Raw genomic sequence first — 18,949 nt, 5'->3', positions numbered from 1 at the left:
CGTTCCGCATCCGGAAAGAGGACCGTTGATGAGTGCTCCGCACCCGAGGGCCGCGAGCCCTTTCAGGCAGCCGAAGGCCGTGTGGGCCGTGGCGTTCGCCTGCGTGATCTCGTTCATGGGCATCGGCCTCGTGGACCCGATCCTGCCCGCACTGGCCGAGAGCCTGCACGCCTCGCCCAGTCAGGTCTCGCTGTTGTTCAGCAGCTATCTGATCGTCACCGCGGTCGCCATGCTCATCGTCGGCTGGGTGTCCAGCCGGATCGGCGCCAAGCGCACCCTCGTCGCCGGCCTGGCGGTCATCGTGGTGTTCGCCGCGCTCGCCGGCGCCTCCGGTTCGATCAACGGCATCGTCGGCTTCCGCGCCGGGTGGGGACTGGGCAACGCCCTGTTCATCGCGACCTCGCTGGCCGTCATCGTCGCCTCGGCGAGCGGCGGCTTCGGCGGTGCGATCATCCTGTACGAGACCGCCCTCGGCCTCGGCATAGCCGTCGGCCCCCTGCTCGGCGGCGAGTTGGGCGCCATCAGCTGGCGCGGACCGTTCTTCGGCGTCGCCGTCCTCATGGCCGTAGCCCTCGTCGCGACGCTGGCCTTCGTACCGGAACTGCCCCGGCCGGAACGCCGTACCTCACCACTGGCGCCGATCACGGCGTTGCGCCACCGTGGTCTGCTGACCATGGGCATCATGGCCCTCCTGTACAACTGGGGCTTCTTCACCATGCTCGGCTACGCGCCCTATCCGATGGAGCTGAACGCCCATCAGCTGGGCCTGGTCTTCACCGGCTGGGGGCTGCTGGTGGCCGCGTTCAGCGTCTTCTTCGCCCCGCGTCTGCAGGCCCGCTTCGGCACCGCGCCCGTGCTGTACGCCAACCTCGTCGGCCTAGGCGCGGTGATGGCCGTCATCGCCGCGGGGGTCGGCACGCCCACGGTCGTGATCGTCGCGGTGATCGTGAGCGGTGTCTTCATCGGCATCAACAACACCCTCACCACGCAGGCGGTGATGGTGGTCTCGCCCGTCGAGCGTCCGGTGGCCTCGTCCGCGTACGGCTTCCTGCGTTTCATCGGCGGCGGTCTGGCTCCCTATGTCGCCGGGAAGCTCGCCGACGCCACCGATCTGAGCGTCCCGTTCTATCTGGGCGCCGGCACCTTCCTCCTCGCGATCCCGGTGCTGGCGAGCGGGCACCGGCTGCTCAGGGACGCGGAGTCCCGTCTCGACGCCGGCGAGCCGGTCGTCCCGACGCTCACCCCCGTGGGGCGGCGTGTCGTGGCCGGCACGGGCCCGATCGTCGTCGCCGTCGGCGGCCATGAGCGGGCCGCCGCCGTCGTGGACACCGCCGCCCGGCTGGCGCAGGACACCGGCAGCCCGCTGGAGGTGGTGCACGTCCAGCGGACCGCCGTCGTCGAGGAGCAGGCGGCGGACACCGAGACCGCGGCCCAGGCCCGGGCCGCCGTCACCGCCCACCTCGACCGGCTCGCCGCCCAGGGGTTCGCCGCCACCGGTCAGATCCTGGACAGCGTCGGCGATCACGCCGCCGCCGGCCGGGTGCTGGCCCGGCATGCCGCAGAGGTCCATGCGCGTGCCGTGGCCGTGGGTCGTTCGCCGCGCGGACCGCTCGCCCAGTTCACCGACGGCAGTCTCACCACCGCGCTCGCCCACGCCGCGACCTGCACGGTCGTCCTGGTCGACCCGGCCGAGGAACCTCTGCGGCTGACCGCGGCCACGCTCGTCCGACTGCGCGACAGTGCTGCCTGATCCTCGGCAGAGCTGTCGGTCGAACCGGATTCCGCAGACACCCGAGCGCCGCTCACCACGAACAGACGGAATTTGACGGGGATTTCAGGTTAGGGGTTCGGTAAGGGAATCTAAATCAACGCTCAACTCCGCCCTTGAATGGGGGTAGTCCCGTCCTCGTATTCATGGACGTACCGCGCTCGGTCGAATGTGAGCGCCTTCCTAGGCCCCTTTGCGGGTCGCGACAAAGGAGGAACGTCCATGTCCTTCGCGAAGATCACACTGGCCAAGAAGGCCAAGAAGAAGGAAGTGGGTGCCGCCAAGGAGGCGCATCACAAGCACCACCACAAGAAGCACCACCGCAAGCACAAGAAGCACGCCAAGTAGCACGACCGCCGGACGGTGCCGGGGCCGGACCGCCTTCCCTCGGAGGCGGGCCGCCCCGGCCCGCCCGCAATCCGGGCAGCGCCCACGGAGTCAGGGAGTACCGGCCGGCCATGGCTACCGCCGCACCGCTCGACATGTCCGTCCCCGCGAACCCCACCGCCGCCCCCTCGGCGCGGCTGCGGCACGCCAGGCTCTCGCCGTGGGCCGCGTTCCGTACCTTCTGGCCGCTGGTCAGCGGCAATCGCACCGCCGTACTGGTGTCGGCGCTGCTCCTTGTGGTGTCGGCGGGATGCGACGCGGGGGCGATCGGGATCGTGGGGCAACTCACCGACGACGTGCTCACGCCCGGCGACCTCTCCGCGTTCTGGGATCCCGCCGCGCTGTGGCTGGGTCTCGCCGCGGTCGGCGCCGTCACCTCCGCCGCCGGCGGCTACCTGTCCGGCTGGACGAGCGAGCACTTCCTTCTCGGACTGCGCGACCGCGTCTTCCGTCATCTGCAGCAACTGCCGCCGGACGGCCTGGACCGCTACGGCACCGGTGACCTCGTCTCCCGCCTCACCGGGGACGTGGAGGTCGTCGAGACCCTGGTCGCCTCCGCCCCCGTCGAACTGCTCACCTCCGCCGTCGGCGCCCTGGTCTTCGCCGCCGCAGCCCTGCGCACAAGTTGGCAGCTGGCGCTGATCACGTTCGCCGCCGCCCCGCTGATCTGGATCGGCGCCCGGGTGTTCGGCACGCTGATGCGCAGCGCGACCCGCGAGGAACGTGACAGCAACGGCCGGCTGGCCTCGCTGCTGGAGGAGAGCCTCGCCAACATGCCCGTGGTGCAGGCGTACAGCCGTCAGGAGGCCGAGCGCGCCAAGGTGCACCGCGAGGGGCGGCACTGGATGCGTGCCGGGCTCCGGCAGATCCGGCTGTCGTCGGTGTACGGCCCGCTCGGCGAACTCCTGGAGACGATCAGCGTGCTGACGGTGATCGGGGCCGGTGCCTGGCAGATCTCCGCACACCACCTCAGTGTGGGCGGACTGCTCGCCTTCGCCGCCTACCTGGGCTATCTCCACCCGCGCCTGCAGGAACTCGGCGAGCTGGTCGTCGGCGCCTCCTCCGCGACCGCCGCCTGCGAACGCCTCATCGAGGTCCTGCGCACCACTCCGACAGCCACCGACACCGCTCCGCGTCCCGATGTGCCGCTGCCGACCGGGCCGGTGCGCGGCGCCGTGACCTTCGAGGACGTCGGTTTCGCCTATCCCGGCGGGCGCCGGTCCGTACTGCACGGCGTGCGCCTCGATGTCCCGCCCGGTCTGCTGGTCGCGGTGACCGGGCCGAGCGGTGCGGGCAAGTCCACGCTGGTCGGTCTGCTGCTGCGGTTCTACGAACCCTCGCGGGGCCGCATCCTGCTCGACGGTCTGGACATCGCCGCGCTCCCGGTCGACGAGGTGCGTCGGCACATCACCCTGCTGCCCCAGGAGAGCATGCTCTTCGACGGCACGGTCCGGGAGAACATCGTCTACGGCCGGCCCGACGCCACCGACGCGGACGTGTGGGCCGCCGCGGCCGCGGCCGACGCCCACGACTTCGTGACGGCGCTTCCCGACGGCTACGACACGCCCGTCGGCAGACGCGGCAACAGTCTCTCCGGCGGCCAGCGCCGCAGGATCGCGCTGGCCCGCGCCATGCTCCGCACCGCGCCCGTGCTCGTCCTGGACGAACCGACCGCGGGTCTCGACGACGGCGCCACGGCCCGGGTGATGGCGCCCCTGCGTCGGCTGGCCGCGGGCCGTACGACGTTCCTCATCACCCATGACCTGCGTCTGACCGCCCAGGCGGACCTGATTCTGCACCTGGCCGACGGGACCGCGACCAGCACGGTGCCGGGCGGCGACGTGGCCCGCGGCGCCTGAGGGGAATTGCCGGAGGGGCGGGGTGCGGCTCAGTCCCGGTCCGGCTCGATGAACCCGCCACGGCCGAGGCGCGGCTCAGCCGAGGTTCGGCTCGGTCAACCCTCGACGGCCGAGGTGCAACTCATCCGCGCTTCGGCTCGGTCAGGCCCTCGGCGCCCGCGGAGGCCTGCAGCGGCTCCGCGGTGCCCTGTGAGATGACCACCTTCGAGGGGCGATTGCCACGGTCCAGGTAGCCGCCCGTGACGGCCAGCCCGAGGCCGGCCACGGCGAGGGCGGCGCCGACCAGGTTGGGCGCGGCCCAGCCCCAGCCCGCCGAGATGACCAGGCCGCCGAGCCAGGCGCCGGACGCGTTGGCCATGTTGAAGGCGGAGTGGTTGGAGGCCGCGGCCATCGTCGGGGCGTCCTTCGCGTTGATCATGAGCAGCATCTGGACGGGCGTGGTGATGAGCGCGCCCGTCGCGCCGATGAAGAGGACGGTGATCAGGGCCGGGACCGTGCTGTGGACGGTGAAGTAGAACGTCACCAGCGAGGCGGCCAGCAGGACGATCCCGCCGTAGAGCGTCGGGCGCAGGGCGCGGTCGGTGAGCGGGCCGGCGAGCAGGGTGCCGACGGTCATGCCGACGCCGTACAGGGCGAGGACGACGGTGGTGGAGGAGTCGGAGATGCCCGTCAGGTGGGTCAGCATGGGGACGAGGTAGCTGTAGACGGCGAAGAAGCCGCCGAACCCGACGACGGCGGTGGCCAGGCCGATGAACACCTGAAGATTGCCCATCGCCCGCAGTTCCTGCCGGATGCCGGCCTGCGGGCCGCGCGGCTGGTGGGGCACGAGGAGGGCGAGTGCGGCGAGCGCCACGAGACCGATGACGGCGACCGCGCAGTAGGCGTACCGCCAGCCCAGGTGCTGGCCGAGGGCGGTACCGGCGGGGACGCCGATGATGTTGGCGATGGTGAGGCCGAGGAAGATCCGGGAGACGGCGCGTGCGGCGCGGTCCGGAGCCACCAGGCGGGAGGCGACCACGGCGCCCACGCCGAACAGCGCGCCGTGCGGCAGTCCGGCGAGGAACCGGGCGGCGAAGAGCAGGCCGAAGTTCGGGGCGAGCGCGGACGCCGTGTTGCCCACCACGAACAGCCCGGTGAGCAGGAGCAGCAGCCGCTTGTGGGGCACCCGCGCGCCGATGCCGGTCAGCACGGGGGCACCTACGACGACGCCGAGGGCGTACGCCGAGACGAGGTTGCCGGCGTGCGGCACCGACACACCCATCCCGTCCGCGATCTGGGGCAGCAGGCCCATGGTGGCGAATTCGGTGGTGCCGATTCCGAACGTGACGACGGCAAGGGCCAGCAGAGCCAGAGGCATGGCGGGTGAGAGAACCTTTCAGCGACGGTGGTCAGGAGGGGACGAGCGGGACGGCTCCAGAAGGTGTCCCCACACTCCGTGACCGGCCGCGCCGAGCACCCTTGCCCAGCACACCCCAAGAACGCTTCAGCGGAATGAAGCCCGCGCGCATTCCGGGATCGGCCCGCGAAATGGGGTGACCTGCGTCACCAGGGCTTCGCACGGGCCGCCGAAGCCGGCCCATCACCACGCCCGTCTCACGTACCGTGGCTGCGCATGACCGACTCCAAGATCGAGATCACCGCAGAGCTGGTGCACGATCTTCTCAAGGACCAGCATCCAGACCTCGCGGGGCTGCCCATCCGCGAGGTGGCGGGCGGCTGGGGCAACCAGATGTGGAGGCTCGGGGATGAGTTGGCCGTACGTATGCCGCGCACGGAAGACGCCCCGGATCTCCTGCGCAAGGAGTGCCGGTGGCTGCCTGTCGTGGCGCCGCGTCTTCCGCTCCCGGTTCCGACGCCGGTGCGGATCGGCGAACCGTCCGCGCGCTTCCCGAGGCCGTGGAGCATCATGACGTGGGTTCACGGCGAGCCGCTGGACTACACCTCGATCAGTCGCGGCGACCACGCGGCCGACACTCTGGCGGGCTTCCTCAGAGCGCTCCATGTGGAGGCGCCCGCTGAGGCACCGGACAGTTCGGACCGCGGCGCCCACCCCAAGAACTGCACGGACGGCTTCGAGAACTTCATGCAAGCCATCGCCCCCGGTGGCCTTGCCGCCGACGCCCAGGCCGTCCGGAACGTCTGGGACGATGCCGTCGCGGCCCCCGAGTGGGAGGGCCCGCGGATATGGCTGCACGGCGACCTCCATCCGGCGAACGTCGTCGTGTCTGACGGGACCCTCTCGGGCGTGATCGATTTCGATGCCATGTTCGCCGGCGACCCGGCGTGGGACCTCGCGGCCGCGTGGCTGCTTCTTCCCGAGGGCGCGGCATCACGGTTCTTCGAGGTCTACGCGCACGCGGACGAGGCGACGGTCCGGCGCGCCCGAGGGCTGGCTGCCATGAAGAGCCTTTTCCTCATCCTCATGGGCCAGGCCGGGGAACGGGGCCTCCCTGGCGGCAAGCCGACATGGGGCCCCGCAGGCCGGGCGGCGCTCAACCGTGTTCTCACATCCAGCCAGGACCGACTCTCTCCGGCGTAGACCAGGCAGAACGGACAGGCGAGCCGGGACGGCACGGCTGCCGGTCCCTACAGGTCCGCGAACACATGATCGGGCAGGTACGGCGAAACACCGGTCACCAGCCAATACTGAAGGTCTCGCAGCCTGGTGAGAGCCGCCTCGTAATAGGCCGGCGTCTCCGGCCGCGGAAACCGCGGATGGGCTGTGTGATCGGGAAGCCAGTCGACACACACCCAGAACCCTTCCACCAGCCACCGCGGCAATTCCTGCTGATCACGCTCCTCGAACCCCGCACACAGTCCCCGCATGGCCCGCTCGAGACGAGAGAAAGCCGCCTTGTCCCACCTGTGATCACGGATCAGGATCGCAAGAAACCCTTCCTCGTCCTCCGAAAACTCCTGCCGCAGCACAGCGAGATCATCCACCACGCCATCATGACGTAGCCCACTGACACCGCGCCGTAGAGGGCACTGAGCTGGTCAAGTCATCCATATCGCGCGACTCACCACACTCGATACGCCTGCTGCTCTCGCATCAGGCTCTTTCCCGGGGCCACCGAGCAGCGTCAAAACCGTGCCCGACCCGGACGGGGTGTGAATCGAACCGCCGGTCGGCGGCCTCTTCATCATCTTCATCGACATGGCCCTGACCTTCGGCCGAGAGGCGACTGTCTCAGGTACAGCCAACTTCGTGATCAGGCAGTGGACTTGGCCACGATCCTGGGGGGTCAGTCGCGGGCCGGGGGGACTGTGAGTTCGGTTTCCACGAGGCGGTTCAGATGGTGGCGGGCGTCCTGTGTGCTGAGCGGGGGTGACTGGCGCAGCCGCTGCAGGGCGAGGCCGTCGGCGAGGGCGGCGAAGCGGACGGTGAAGCCGTCGAGGTCGTCGCCGCTGAACTCGCCGTCCGCGACGCCCCGTTCGGCGAGGGTGCGGATCTGCCGGTGCCAGGCGGCGTAGCGCTCCGTCTGGCCGCGGGCGAACGCCTCGTCGGTGTCCGGGTCGCCCGCGTTCCAGTAGTCGAACCACATCCGCCAGTGCCGGTCGGTGTCCTCGGTGAAGAGGGCGTCGACGAGCAGCCGCAGGGCCTCCGCACCGCTGCCCGCCCGCTCGGCGGCCTCGCTGAGTTCCGCGTAGTACCGCTCGATGTGCAGCACCATCGCCTCGGACAGGATCTCCTGGACACTGCCGAAGTGATAGGTGACCGTGCCGACGGAGACCCCGGCCGCGGCGGCCACGTCCCGGACGCCCACCGACGCGTAGCCGCGTTCCGCGATCAGCGGGATGGCCGCCTCGACGATCAGCCGGCGCCGGACCTCGGTGGGCTGGCGGGTACGGTCGGCCGCCGCGACGGCACGGCGCGGGGCCTTCGCGGAGCGCGGCGACTCTGCGGCGCTCATCCCGACGTCCTCGCGCTGGTGTGGTGCCAGGACCGCTTGACCACTGTCTCTCCGTTCGCCCGTGCCTCGATACGGCTGTCCATGACGAAGTCCGCCGCCGAGGCGCGCAGCTCCGTACGCGCCATGATCTCAGCGTCGAAGTCCTCGCCGCGCCGCAGCCGGATCCGCCACTCCGACACGGCGCTCGCGGACAGCGGGTCGTCACCGCGGACACGGTACGTCTCCCGTGCGCTCTCCTCGTAGCGGAGCCCGTCCGGGTACGTCCGTGATCCGCCGTAGTTGGGGTCGACCTCCAGAGTCCACTCCCCCGCCGCGACGTCGTGGGTGACCAGCCGTTCGGGCCTGGGCTCGGCGGGCCGGTCATAGGTGACCGGCAGGGGTGGCGCCTGCTCCGGCTCCTCGAAGAAGATCGGCGGCTCCTCGCCGGCCGCCCGCACGGGCAGGAGTACGGCGCTGTCCGCGGGTACGACGCGCAGCTCCCCGCGCTCGCCGTGCGGCCACACCCACGGCCAGTAGGCGTCGGAGACGGCGACCCGGACGCGGTGGCCGGGCGGGAAGGCGTAGCCGATGCCGGTGAGTTCGACCTCGACATCCTCGTACGTCCCCGGGGTCCACTCCACGGCCTGGTCCCGGCCGTTTCTGCTCAGCAGGTTGAGCACACCACGGGTGACGAGTGTCGAGGCTCCGTCGGGTGCGACGTCGCACAGCCGGACGATCACGTTGGCCCGTGCGGTGGCACTGTCCAGGCGCAGGCGGACGCGGGGCCGGCCGAGGATCTCGACGCGCTCGGTGAGCGGCTCGGAGTCGAAGCAGACCGAACGGCCGTCCTCCTCGCGCTGGTCGGGCGGCAGGTCGCTCGCGTTGCCGAAGGGGAAGAAGCGGCCGGCGTCGAGGCCGGTGTGGAGCGGGGAGCGGACGAGGACCGGGGCATGAGCGCCGGGTGCCAGGGTGCGCTCGCTCCAGGTCACCTTCGGGGAGGGCCAGTTGTCGTCACCGACCCAGCGGCCGGGCATCACGTCGTACGAAGTGGCGGGCGGCACCCGGTCGTTGATCCAGGCGCGCAGCAGCGGTTCGCGCATCACACCCGTGTCGGTGCCCTTGAGGTGCTGGTCCCACCAGCGCAGGGTCTCCTGGAGGAAGCCGATCGCCGGGCCGGGCGGCAGCCCCCGGTCGGGGTACTGGTGCGACCAGGGGCCGATGAGGCCGCGGACGCGGTCGGTCGGGAGGTGCTCGACGAGACGGAGGACGGTGTCCCGGTACGGGTCGTTCCAGCCGCCCACCGCGAGGACGGCGGCGTCGATGGCGGTGTAGTCCTCGCAGACGCTGCCGTGCTTCCAGTAGGCGTCGCGCTGCTGGTGGTCGAGCCAGGTGTGCAGGAAGGGCACGAGGGAGTCGAGGCGCTCGCGCCACATCGGCAGCCAGCGGTCGGCGCCGACGTTCGCCGGGTCCGGCGGCCGGGAGGCGAAGGCCAGCATGGTGCCGGCCCAGGCGAGCATGTCGATGCCGAGGACCGCGCCGCCGGTGTAGTGGACGTCGTTGTCATAGCGGTCGTCGGTGGAGCAGACGGTGACGACCGCCTTGAGCGGTTCGGGGGCGAGGGCGGCGATCTGGAGGGAGTTGAAGCCGCCCCAGGAGATGCCGAACATGCCGACCTTGCCGGTGCACCAGGGCTGGGCGGCGAGCCAGTTGACGACGTCGACGCCGTCGGCGAGTTCCTGGGCGTCGTACTCGTCGCCGGGGGTGCCCTCGCTGTCGCCGTGGCCCCGGATGTCGACGCGGACGGAGGCGTAGCCGTGTCCGGCGTACCAGGGGTGACGCTGGGTGTCCCGGGGCGCGGTCCAGTCGCTCTTGCGGTACGGGAGGTATTCGAGCAGCGCGGGCACGGGGTCGGACTCGGCGTCCACGGGCCGCCAGATGCGGGCGTGCAGGCGGGTCCGGCCGTCTCGGGTGGGGATCCAGACGTCCTCGTGCACGACCTGGCGCTCGAACTGTTCGCGGTACTTCACGAAACTCCTTCGGCCACAGGGGCGTTGAGGGTTGTCCAGCGGCGGACGCGGTGGCCGTCGCCGAGGTCGTTCCAGATGCCGTCCGGGTCGGCGGCATCCGTGTCGGTGGCATCCGCCCAGTCGGGGGCGTCGTCGGTCAGGGGCGGCGCGTCGGGGTCGGGTTCGAGTGCCGCGGCCATCAGACGACGGGTGTAGGGGTGGCCGGGCGCGTCGAAGACGGCCTCGGTGGGCCCTTCCTCGACCACGACCCCGTGCCGTAGTACGACGACCCGGTCGGCGATCCCGCGCACCACGGCGAGGTCGTGGCTGATGAACAGGCAGGCCAGGTCGCGTTCCCGGCGCAGGTCGTCCAAGAGCCGCAGCACCTCGGCCTGGACGGAGACATCCAGCGCGGTGGTGATCTCGTCGGCGATCAGGACGTCCGGTTCTCCGGCCAACGCCCTGGCGATGCCGATGCGTTGGCGCTGTCCGCCGGAGAGCTGGGCGGGCAGCCGGTCGGCGAGGGCCGGATCCAGGCGTACGTCCTCGATGAGTCGGTGGGCGTGCGCTGCGGCTTCCGCACGACTGGTCACGGTGCCGAAGAACCGCAGCGGGCGGCGGACCGCGTCACCGACGGAGCGGCGGGGGTTGAGGGAGGTGTCGGCGTTCTGGAAGACCAGTTGGACCCGGCGGCGCAGCGAGAGCGGGCGCTTCGGCGCCGATCGGGCCAGGTCGCCGGCCTCGTGCGTCATGGTGCCGCCGGAGGGGGTGCGCAGTCCCGCCAGCGTCCAGGCCAGTGTGGACTTCCCGCTGCCCGACTCGCCGACGAGGGCGAGGACTTCGCCCCGGCGGACGTCGAAGGAGACGCCGTGCACGGCGCGCGTACTGCCGTAGTCGATGGTCACGTCGCTCGCTGCGACCGCGACCGGTGCGCTGTCGGGGACGGCGGCCTTGGCGCGGACCGTGCGCTCCCCCACCTCGTCGACGACCGCGAGTCCGGCGTCGTCGAGGCGCGGCACGCTCGCCAACAACCGCTTGGTGTAAGGGTCCCGGGGTGCGGCGAACAGCCGACGAGTGGCCGCCGCCTCCACCACCCGGCCCGCCTTCAGGACGCACACCTCGTCGGCCATGTGCGCGACGACGCCGAGGTCGTGGCTCACCAGTACGGCGGCCAGGCCGAGTTCGTCGCGCAGGGCGGCGATCAGGTCCAGGACGCTGCGCTGGGTGATGACGTCCAGGCCGGTGGTGGGTTCGTCGAGGACGAGGACCTTGGGGCGGGCGGCGATGGCCATGGCGATGGCGACGCGCTGCTGCTGGCCGCCGGAGAGTTCGTGCGGGTAGCGGCGGGAGAGTTCGGCGGGGCGGGGCAGCCGGACCTGTTCGAGCAGATCGACGACCGGCACCTCGCCGCCCGCCTCCTCGATCTGCCGCCCGATGCGCATGGTCGGGGTCAGCGCCTGTCCGGCGTTCTGGCCGACCATGGCGACGGTTCCGCCGCGCAGCAGCCGCAACTCCCGTGCGGGCAGGGCGAGCACATCCCGCCCGTCCACCCGGACGCTGCCGCCGGTGACACGGGAACCGTGCCGCAGATGGCCCAGCAGGGTGGCGGCGACGGTGGACTTGCCGCTGCCGGACTCGCCGACGAGGGCGAGGGTACGGCCCGGCTCCACCTCCAGGGACACCTCGTGCACGACCGGGACCTCGCGGCCGCCCGAACGGTAGGCGACGGAGAGGGAGTCGACGGAAACGACAGAGGTCATCAGGAACCCTCCCTGATCCGGTCCACGCCCCACGCCTTGGAGAGGCCGTCGGCCGCGAGGTTGAGCCCGACCACGAGGGTGGCCAGGGCGATGATCGGCGCGAGGCTCGCCATCGGGACGACGGTGATGGCGGTGCGGTTCTCGGCGACCATCAACCCCCAGTCGGGGGTCGGCGGGTCGGCACCGAAGCCGAGGAAGGACAGCGAGGAGATCAGCAGCACCACCCAGGAGGCACGCATCGCGAACTCCACGCACACGACGTCGGTGATGTTCGGCAGCACCTCCCGGCGCAGGATCGCCCAGGTGCTCTCGCCGCGGGCGCGGGCGGCGGTGACGTAGTCCATGGGGACCACCGCGAGGGCGGCGCCGCGTACGACGCGGACGACCTGGGGGACGTAGACGACGGCGATGGCCAGGACGATCACCGCCGGTCCGGTGCCGAGGGCGGTGACGATGACCAGCAGGGCCAGGATCGACGGTACGGAGAGGATCGCGTCCAGTACGCGGCCGAGCACGTCGTCGAACCAGCCGCCGCGCAGGGCGGCCGCGCAGCCGACGACCGTACCGAGGGCGACGGTGATCAGGGTGGCGGCGACGGAGACGCCGAGGCCGTACCGGCCGCCGTACAGCACCCGGGCGAGGACGTCACGGCCGTACTGGTCGGTGCCGGCCCAGTGTTCCCAGCTCGGGCCGAGCAGGGCGTGCGAGGCGTCGTTGGCGATCGGGTCGCAGGAGGCGAGCAGCGGGGCGAGCAGCGCCACGAGGATGTGCACGGCGACGACGACGAGGCCGACAAGGGCGGTGCGGGACGAGCGCAGGCCGCGCCAGGCGCGGACAGCGGCGTGCGGGGCCGCGGGGGCGGCGGCCGTGGTGGCGGGGGTGGTGTCGAGTGCGGTCACCGGGTCCTCCCTCGGGTGCGGAGCCTGGGGTTGAGGGCCATGGCGCCGAGGTCGGCGGCGAGGTTGCAGACGACGTAGATCACGGCGCTGACGAGGGCGATGGCCTGGATGACGGGCAGGTCGCGGTTCTGCACGGAGGAGAGCATCAGCTTTCCGATACCGGGGTAGTTGAAGACGTTCTCGACGACCGCGACCCCGCCCGCGAGCCAGGCGACGTTGAGGGCGATGACGTGCAGGGTGGGTAGAAGGGCACTCGGCAGTGCGTGCCGGGTGACGATCCGCCAGGTGGAGAGGCCCTTCAGGCGGGCGGTGGTGACGTACTCGCCTGCCATCACGTCGATGACGGAGGTGCGGGCCATCCGCACGATGTAGGCGGCCATGACCACGGCGAGCGCGAACGCGGGAAGCCATACGGCGGGCAGGAGTTGGCCGACGCTCGCCTCGGGGCCGTAGAGCACGACCGCCGGGAACCAGGGCAGCGCGACCGAGAAGCACAGCACCAGGACGGTGGCGACCACGAACTCGGGGACGCTCATGCCGACGAGGCTGACGGTGGAGATCAGGTGGTCGGGCCAGCGGTCCCGGTACAGACCGGCGAGGACGCCGAGGAGGAGGGACCCGGTCACCGCGAACAGCACGGTGACGGCGGCTATGAGCGCCGAGTTGCCGAGGTACAGGGCGACTTGGCCGCCGACGCCCTTGCCGGAGACGAGGGAGGTGCCGAAGTCGCCGTGCAGGGCGCCCTTGATCCAGTCGAAGTAGCGTTCCCAGGCGGGCCGGTCGAGACCGAGCTGCTCGCGCAGGGCGGCCACGGCGTCGGGGGTGGCGTCCTTGCCGAGGATCTGGGTGGCCACGTCGCCGGGCAGTGCCTGTACGGCGAGGAAGACGAGTACGGAGGAGAGGAACAGTGTGCCGACGGCCGAGGCCAGCCGGCGCAGGGTGAACGACAGCATGCTCAGGCCCCCTTCACACCGATGTTGAGGTAGTCGAACTCGAAGCCGTGCTCGGCGTAGCCGCGGACCTTCCGGGAGATGCCGACGAGCCGGTCGGCGAACATCGGGGTCATCGCCCCGCCCCGCTCGATCACCAACGTCTGTGCCTCGCCGTACAGTTCACGGCGTCTCGTGTCGTCGGTCTCGGCGCGGGCCCGGTCCAGGACGGCGTCGAACTCCTTGTCGGACCAGGCGGTCTCGTTGTAGGAGGAGCCGCTGCGGAAGATCTGGGTGAAGAGCTGGTCGACGGGCCGCCCGGTGAACCAGTAGGTGGCCATCAGGGGCTTCTTCATCCAGATCTGCGTGTAGTACGAGTCCGCGGCGGCCGTCTTAACCCGGATCCGGATACCGGCCCGCTTGGCGGAGTCCTGGTAGGCGAGGGCCATCGGCGTGAACAGCGGGTCGTAGGAGGAGGTGTAGAGGTCGACTGCCAGCCCCTCGTGTCCGGCCCGCTTGAGGAGGTGGCGGGCCTGCTCGGGGTCGTGCGCGGGGTGGGCGGAGATGTGGGCGGGGTCGCTCGGCGGTACGGGGTTGTCCCAGCCGGCGGTGCCCGCGCCCTGGAGCGCCACCTTCACGACGTGCTCGGGGTCGTAGGCGAGCTTCATCGCCTGCCGGACGCGGACGTCGGTGAAGGGCTTCTCGGTGGTGAGCATTGGCAGCACGTACCACTGCGCGTCCTTCACCCGGGCGACGGTGGCCCGGTCGGAGGCGGCGACCACGCGGGCGGTGGCGAAGTCGAGGTTGGTCTGGGAGAGGAGGTCCACCTGTCCGGCGAGCAGGGCGTTGGAACGGGCGGACATGTCGGCGACCGAGTAGAAGGCGACGGCGTCGAGGACCGGGCGGCCGGCCCAGTGGTCCTTGTTCGCGGTGACCCGGCCGGGGCCCGCCGGGGCGAACGACTCCAGCTTGAAGGGGCCGGTGCCGATGCCGGTGCGCCCGATGCCCTTGGCACTGCCGTCGGGGATGACATAGCAGTTGTAGTGCGTGAGGAGGCTGGGGAATTCGGCGTTCGGGGTCTTCAGGGGGACGACGAGGGTGTGGGCGTCCGGGGTGCGCAGCCTACTCGGGTCGACGAGCGGGGCGAGGACGGCGGCCTGGGGTGAGGCGGTCGCCTTGTCGAGGATGTGCCGCAGCGTGTAGGCGGCGTCGGCGGAGGTGAAGGCGCGTCCGTCGTGGAAGGTGACGTTCTTGCGGAGCCGGAAGGTCCAGGTACGGGCCTTGGCGTCGGACTCCCAGGACTCGGCGAGGTCGGGGGCGAGTTCGCCGTCCGTGCCGACCCGCACCAGCCGGTTGTAGAGGGCGCCGAGGTATTCGTACGCCGACAGGGAGCTCGCCGGATCGAGGGTCTCGGCGTCGGAGGCGGGGGGCCTGGCGATGCGCAGGGTGCCGCCGGGGTCGGGGGTGCCCTTCAGGGCGGCAGCCGTCAGATCCGGGGTGGCGGCTGCCCCCGTACAGCCGGTGAGCAGCCAGGACGCGCCGAGCGAGGCCGCGCCGGCCGCGCCCGCGGCGAGTACCGAACGGCGCCCCGGGAGGTGGATGTCGGGCATGGACCGACCGTCTCTCTCGCTATTCGTTCAGCGGAACGATTGAGTGAAGTTCGTGAACGATAACCAGACGACGGCTTCCGGCCAACCCTTCGAACGCGGAAATTAACGTCGGAAATGGATCAGTAACGGGGTGACGGACGACGGGAGCGGGACGCGGACACAACGACACCCCGGCCGTTGCGGCAACCGCGGGCGTAGCGGGAACCGCCGCCATAGCGGGAACTGCGGGCATAGCGGGCAACCCGGCCGCCGCGGATACCACGCGCACGACGGGCACCTCGGACACCGCAGACACCACGAACACGACGGACGCCTCGGGCACGACGGGGGCCTCGGGCACGACGGGCACGGCGACGGGCGGTTACCGAGCCCGCTTCATCCCGGGAACGGTGCGGCCGTCACATCGGGCGGCAGATTGAACGGTGTGACCACCTGGATCGCCGACGGCAGGGTCGGGCCGTCGTCCGGCAGGGCCTTGTTGGCGCGCATGACGGTCTGACAGGCGCGGCGCACGTCCTGTCGCAGGTCGTGGTGGAGGACGGCGGAGATGCGGCGCTCGCGCAGCAGGCGCGTGTTGTCGTGGTCCAGGTCGTGCGCGACGAAGACCGCACACCGCCTGCCCAGGGTGTCGAACGCGTCCAGTGTGGCGAGGTTGCCGCCGCCCATGGAGTAGACGGCCACGATGTCCCCGTCGCGTTCGAGGGCCTCCAGCACCAGATCGCGCTGGGCGGCGTCCAGGCCGTCACTGTCGGTGACCTCCACCAGGGACCGTCTGGGGTCGGTGAGGCGCATCGCGCTGCGGAAGCCCATCTCGCGCTCCTCCTCGCCACGGAAGGAGCCCCGGCTGATGGTGGTGAGCACATCGCCGGGGCGGTCGCCGAGCCACTGTTCCAGGAGGTAGGCGGCGGTGGCGCCGGCGGCTCGGTTGTCGATGCCGACGTACGCCAGGCGTGCGCTGTGCGGGAGGTCCGTCACCAGGGTGACGACGGGGACGCCGGCCGCGGCCAGGCGTCCGACGGCGGCCGCGATCTCCGGTACGTCAGGGGCCTTGAGGATCACGCCCTGCGAACCACGCCTGGCGATCTTGTCCAGGGTGTCGACCAGGTCCTGGGGCGGGCCGGTCTCGCGGAAGTGGAAGCGTGAGCGCACCACGGCGGGGTGCAGGGAGGGCAGTTCGGCCTCCAGCGCCTCGCGTACGGCGGTGGAGAACCGCTCCGGCGTCTGCATCACGATGTCGATCATGAAGGTGCGGCCGCCGATACGGACCTGGGCCTGCTGGCGGTCCAGGTCCTTGATGGCCTCGTGCACCTCACGGACGGTGCTGTCCCGCACATTGCCCCGGCTGTTGAGGACGCGGTCGACCGTGGCCGTGCTCAGCCCGGACTGACGGGCGATTTCCCTGATCGTATAGGGATGGCGCATGAGGAATCCCAGGTGGTGATGATGCACTTTTGATGTGCTTCTGAGGATTGAATGATGGGTTTGAGTTATCAAGACTGGCAGAAAGGCAGGCACTGCGAAAGGACCGGAATGCCCTCCATCGCCACAACCGGGCGGACTTGGCTGACCGAGGCCGACTGCGATCTCGACACGTTCCGCTCACTCGTCGAGAAGGAGACCGACACCGCCGACTACCCCTCGGCGGAGGGTGTGCAGCAGAACGTGCTCCTCTACGACAGCGACCGGCTCCGTGACCTCGCGGCAACCGCGGACGGCCGCCGCGACGTGCAGAGCGAGCTGATCCGGGCGCTGCTCGACGGCCCCGGCATCGTCGTCCTCAAGCGCGCGTTCACCGACGCTCGTATCGTCGACCGGGCCTCCGAGGCCTTCGCCTCGCTGATCGAGGAGGAGCGCGCAAGCGGTGCCGGGCGCGGCGACCACTTTGCGAAGCCCGGCGCCAACGACCGGGTCTGGAACGCCCTGGACAAGGTGGCCGTGCGAGCCCCCGAGGTGTTCGCCGACTACTACGCGAACGACATGCTGGAGCTGATCTCCGAAGCCTGGCTGGGCCCCGCCTACCAGGTCACCTCGCAGGTCAACGTGGTCAACCCGGGCGGCGCGGCGCAGAACGTGCACCGCGACTACCATCTCGGCTTCCTCACCCAGGAGCGCGCCGCCGCCTACCCGGCGCATGTTCACCGCCTGTCGCCCGTGCTCACCCTTCAAGGCGCCGTCGCCCACTGTGACATGCCGGTCGAGTCCGGCCCGACGCTCTACCTCCCCCACTCGCAGAAGTTCGAGCCGGGCTACCTCGCCTGGCGACTCCCGCGGTTCGTCGAGTACTTCGACGCCCAACACGTCCAACTCCCCCTGGCCAAGGGCGACGCGGCCTTCTTCAACCCCGCGCTCTTCCACGCCGCCGGGCACAACCGCTCGGCCGGCATCCGGCGTATGGCCAACCTGCTCCAGGTCTCCACCGCCTTCGGGGGGGCGATGGAAACCGTGGACCGCGAGGCGATGGCGAACGCACTGTTCCCGGTACTCCTGCGCCGCAGGGCCGAGGGGGTCTCGGAGGACTGGCTGCGCCGGGTGGTCGCCGCCACCGCCGAGGGCTACCCCTTCCCCACCAACCTGGACCTCGATCCCCCGGTCGACGGTCTGGCGCCGCCCTCGCAGGCGGACACCGTCTGGCAGGCCGTGACCGAGGGGTGGACCCCCGACCGGCTGCGCCAGGAACTGCGGGACGGCGCCCAGCGCCGCCACGGCTGAAAAGGACAGAGCACTCATGACACTTCTTCAGGACAAGGTCGTCCTGGTCAACGGCGGCAGCCAGGGCGTCGGCGCCGGCATCGTGCAGGCCGCCGTACGCGAGGGCGCGACCGTCGTCCTCACCGGCCGCCGCGCCGAGGTCGGCGAGCAGCTCGCCGCCGACACCGGGGCGCTCTTCGTAAGGGCGGACCTCGCCGATCCCGCACAGGCCCGCGACTCCGTCACACGGACCGTGCAGGCGCACGGCCGGATCGACTGCCTGGTCAACGCGGCCGGGCTGACATCACGCGGCTCGCTCCTGGACACCACACCGGAGCTGTTCGACCAGCACATCGCGATCAACCTGCGGGCGCCGTTCTTCGCGATGCAGGCCGCGGTGGCCGACATGAAGGGCCGCGAGGCACCCGGCACCATCGTCAACATCATCTCCAACTGCGCCCACGGCGGACCCCCCTACCTGGCCCCCTACTCCACCGCCAAGGCCGGACTGGCGGGACTGACCGTCAACGCCGCCCACGCCCACCGCTGGGACCGCATCCGGATCAACGGCCTGAACATCGGCTGGACGGACACCGAGGGCGAGGACGCGACCCAGCGCGCCTTCCACGGCGCGGGCGACGACTGGCGCGAGAAGGCCGCCGCGGCCCAGCCGATGGGCAAGCTCGGCCAGGTCGACGAGATCGCGGACTTCGTCGTCTTCCTGCTGTCCGACCGCAGCGGTGTGGTGACCGGCTCGGTCATCGACTGGGACCAGAACGTCTTCGGCGGAATGGACTGAACCGCCCCGTGAACTCAAGGAACAGGATGCGCATGCCTACCGGCGTGATGGGCCTTGGCCGCATCGGCGCGATCCACGCCGAGACCCGTTCCGGGCGGGAAGCCGTGGGCCACCGGCCGGCACGGTTGGAGGATGTGCGCAAGGGATGACGGACGAGCCGCTGCGGATCGGTGTGCTGGGCGCGGCCCGGATCGCCGGACTCTCCATCGTGGGGCCCGCGCGTGCGGGCGGCCACCGCCTTGTGGCGGTGGCCGCCCCCGGCCGCGGCCGGGGCGCGGGGGGCGCCCCCCCCCCCCCCGGGGGGGGGGGGGTAGGCACCCCCCCCCATCTTGTCGCCGATACCCAGAACGA

General features: G+C 71.1%; 15 protein-coding genes and 1 pseudogene. 7 read left to right on the top strand and 9 right to left on the bottom strand.

Annotation, left to right across the window (positions count from 1 at the left end):
* Positions 1-28 precede the first annotated feature (28 nt).
* The 3 genes from ACIRR9_RS43155 to ACIRR9_RS43145 all read left to right on the top strand — a co-directional run bounded on the left by ACIRR9_RS43155 (position 29) and on the right by ACIRR9_RS43145 (position 4,014).
* Positions 29-1,750 (top strand): MFS transporter, encoded by a 1,722-nt coding sequence (locus ACIRR9_RS43155; protein WP_403764162.1) that lies wholly within the window; start codon positions 29-31, stop codon positions 1,748-1,750.
* A 240-nt stretch (positions 1,751-1,990) separates the two neighbouring features.
* Positions 1,991-2,116: a hypothetical protein gene (locus tag ACIRR9_RS43150; protein ID WP_260327453.1), complete on the top strand. Its 126-nt coding sequence runs from the start codon at positions 1,991-1,993 to the stop codon at positions 2,114-2,116.
* 110 nt (positions 2,117-2,226) lie between these two features.
* Entirely contained in the window at positions 2,227-4,014 is a 1,788-nt protein-coding gene (locus tag ACIRR9_RS43145; RefSeq protein ID WP_403764160.1) for an ABC transporter ATP-binding protein, read from the top strand.
* A gap of 121 nt (positions 4,015-4,135) precedes the next feature.
* On the opposite strand, the gene ACIRR9_RS43140 is transcribed toward ACIRR9_RS43145, so the two are convergent.
* A complete protein-coding gene (locus ACIRR9_RS43140) occupies positions 4,136-5,371 on the bottom strand; it encodes an MFS transporter (RefSeq protein WP_403764158.1) in 1,236 nt (411 codons plus the stop codon).
* 255 nt (positions 5,372-5,626) lie between these two features.
* Between ACIRR9_RS43140 and ACIRR9_RS43135 the strand changes: the two genes are divergently transcribed.
* Positions 5,627-6,553, top strand: a complete 927-nt coding sequence (locus ACIRR9_RS43135; protein ID WP_403764156.1) for an aminoglycoside phosphotransferase family protein — start codon at positions 5,627-5,629, stop codon at positions 6,551-6,553.
* A 47-nt stretch (positions 6,554-6,600) separates the two neighbouring features.
* Here the strand turns inward: ACIRR9_RS43135 and ACIRR9_RS43130 are convergent, their stop codons facing one another.
* From ACIRR9_RS43130 to ACIRR9_RS43095, 8 genes are all read right to left on the bottom strand, one after another.
* Positions 6,601-6,957 carry a hypothetical protein gene (locus tag ACIRR9_RS43130; RefSeq protein WP_403764154.1) on the bottom strand — a complete coding sequence of 119 codons (357 nt, stop codon included), beginning with the start codon at positions 6,955-6,957 and terminating at the stop codon, positions 6,601-6,603.
* 302 nt (positions 6,958-7,259) lie between these two features.
* Complete coding sequence (locus tag ACIRR9_RS43125; protein WP_403764152.1) at positions 7,260-7,928, bottom strand: TetR/AcrR family transcriptional regulator; 669 nt, start codon at positions 7,926-7,928, stop codon at positions 7,260-7,262.
* A complete protein-coding gene (locus ACIRR9_RS43120) occupies positions 7,925-9,934 on the bottom strand; it encodes a CocE/NonD family hydrolase (protein WP_403764150.1) in 2,010 nt (669 codons plus the stop codon). The genes ACIRR9_RS43125 and ACIRR9_RS43120 overlap by 4 nt, the downstream gene beginning before the upstream one ends.
* Positions 9,931-11,673, bottom strand: a complete 1,743-nt coding sequence (locus ACIRR9_RS43115) for a dipeptide ABC transporter ATP-binding protein (RefSeq protein WP_403764148.1) — start codon at positions 11,671-11,673, stop codon at positions 9,931-9,933. Before ACIRR9_RS43115 ends, ACIRR9_RS43120 begins: the two co-directional genes overlap by 4 nt.
* Positions 11,673-12,572, bottom strand: coding sequence for an ABC transporter permease (locus ACIRR9_RS43110; protein WP_403764146.1), 900 nt, complete (start codon positions 12,570-12,572; stop codon positions 11,673-11,675). Before ACIRR9_RS43110 ends, ACIRR9_RS43115 begins: the two co-directional genes overlap by 1 nt.
* Positions 12,569-13,525, bottom strand: coding sequence for an ABC transporter permease (locus tag ACIRR9_RS43105; RefSeq protein ID WP_403764144.1), 957 nt, complete (start codon positions 13,523-13,525; stop codon positions 12,569-12,571). The genes ACIRR9_RS43110 and ACIRR9_RS43105 overlap by 4 nt, the downstream gene beginning before the upstream one ends.
* A 2-nt stretch (positions 13,526-13,527) precedes the next feature.
* Positions 13,528-15,111, bottom strand: a complete 1,584-nt coding sequence (locus ACIRR9_RS43100) for an ABC transporter substrate-binding protein (RefSeq protein ID WP_403764142.1) — start codon at positions 15,109-15,111, stop codon at positions 13,528-13,530.
* Between the two features lie 375 nt (positions 15,112-15,486).
* Positions 15,487-16,533 carry a LacI family DNA-binding transcriptional regulator gene (locus tag ACIRR9_RS43095; RefSeq protein WP_403764140.1) on the bottom strand — a complete coding sequence of 349 codons (1,047 nt, stop codon included), beginning with the start codon at positions 16,531-16,533 and terminating at the stop codon, positions 15,487-15,489.
* Between the two features lie 108 nt (positions 16,534-16,641).
* Between ACIRR9_RS43095 and ACIRR9_RS43090 the strand changes: the two genes are divergently transcribed.
* The 3 genes and pseudogenes from ACIRR9_RS43090 to ACIRR9_RS43080 all read left to right on the top strand — a co-directional run.
* The gene (locus ACIRR9_RS43090) at positions 16,642-17,820 is read left to right on the top strand and encodes a phytanoyl-CoA dioxygenase family protein (RefSeq protein WP_403764138.1); all 1,179 of its coding nucleotides are present in this window, start codon (positions 16,642-16,644) and stop codon (positions 17,818-17,820) included.
* A 16-nt stretch (positions 17,821-17,836) separates the two neighbouring features.
* Positions 17,837-18,598, top strand: coding sequence for an SDR family oxidoreductase (locus ACIRR9_RS43085; RefSeq protein ID WP_403764136.1), 762 nt, complete (start codon positions 17,837-17,839; stop codon positions 18,596-18,598).
* Positions 18,599-18,743: 145 nt separating this feature from the next.
* Positions 18,744-18,949 (top strand): annotated as a pseudogene (locus ACIRR9_RS43080) (gfo/Idh/MocA family oxidoreductase); the annotation flags it as partial.

This window comes from Streptomyces sp. NPDC101234 (assembly GCF_044767525.1).
GTDB lineage: Bacteria > Actinomycetota > Actinomycetes > Streptomycetales > Streptomycetaceae > Streptomyces > Streptomyces sasae.
The sequence above is the reverse complement of the archived record's forward strand: the minus strand, read 5'-3'. Positions and strand labels throughout refer to the sequence as shown.

Bases quoted from the DNA above. Each gene is read 5' to 3' on its own strand.
- ACIRR9_RS43155 (WP_403764162.1), top strand. From the start codon at position 29: ATGAGTGCTCCGCACCCGAGGGCCGCGAGCCCTTTCAGGCAGCCGAAG.
- ACIRR9_RS43150 (WP_260327453.1), top strand. From the start codon at position 1,991: ATGTCCTTCGCGAAGATCACACTGGCCAAGAAGGCCAAGAAGAAGGAA.
- ACIRR9_RS43145 (WP_403764160.1), top strand. From the start codon at position 2,227: ATGGCTACCGCCGCACCGCTCGACATGTCCGTCCCCGCGAACCCCACC.
- ACIRR9_RS43140 (WP_403764158.1), bottom strand. From the start codon at position 5,371: ATGCCTCTGGCTCTGCTGGCCCTTGCCGTCGTCACGTTCGGAATCGGC.
- ACIRR9_RS43135 (WP_403764156.1), top strand. From the start codon at position 5,627: ATGACCGACTCCAAGATCGAGATCACCGCAGAGCTGGTGCACGATCTT.
- ACIRR9_RS43125 (WP_403764152.1), bottom strand. From the start codon at position 7,928: ATGAGCGCCGCAGAGTCGCCGCGCTCCGCGAAGGCCCCGCGCCGTGCC.
- ACIRR9_RS43115 (WP_403764148.1), bottom strand. From the start codon at position 11,673: ATGACCTCTGTCGTTTCCGTCGACTCCCTCTCCGTCGCCTACCGTTCG.
- ACIRR9_RS43105 (WP_403764144.1), bottom strand. From the start codon at position 13,525: ATGCTGTCGTTCACCCTGCGCCGGCTGGCCTCGGCCGTCGGCACACTG.
- ACIRR9_RS43100 (WP_403764142.1), bottom strand. From the start codon at position 15,111: ATGCCCGACATCCACCTCCCGGGGCGCCGTTCGGTACTCGCCGCGGGC.
- ACIRR9_RS43095 (WP_403764140.1), bottom strand. From the start codon at position 16,533: ATGCGCCATCCCTATACGATCAGGGAAATCGCCCGTCAGTCCGGGCTG.
- ACIRR9_RS43090 (WP_403764138.1), top strand. From the start codon at position 16,642: ATGCCCTCCATCGCCACAACCGGGCGGACTTGGCTGACCGAGGCCGAC.
- ACIRR9_RS43085 (WP_403764136.1), top strand. From the start codon at position 17,837: ATGACACTTCTTCAGGACAAGGTCGTCCTGGTCAACGGCGGCAGCCAG.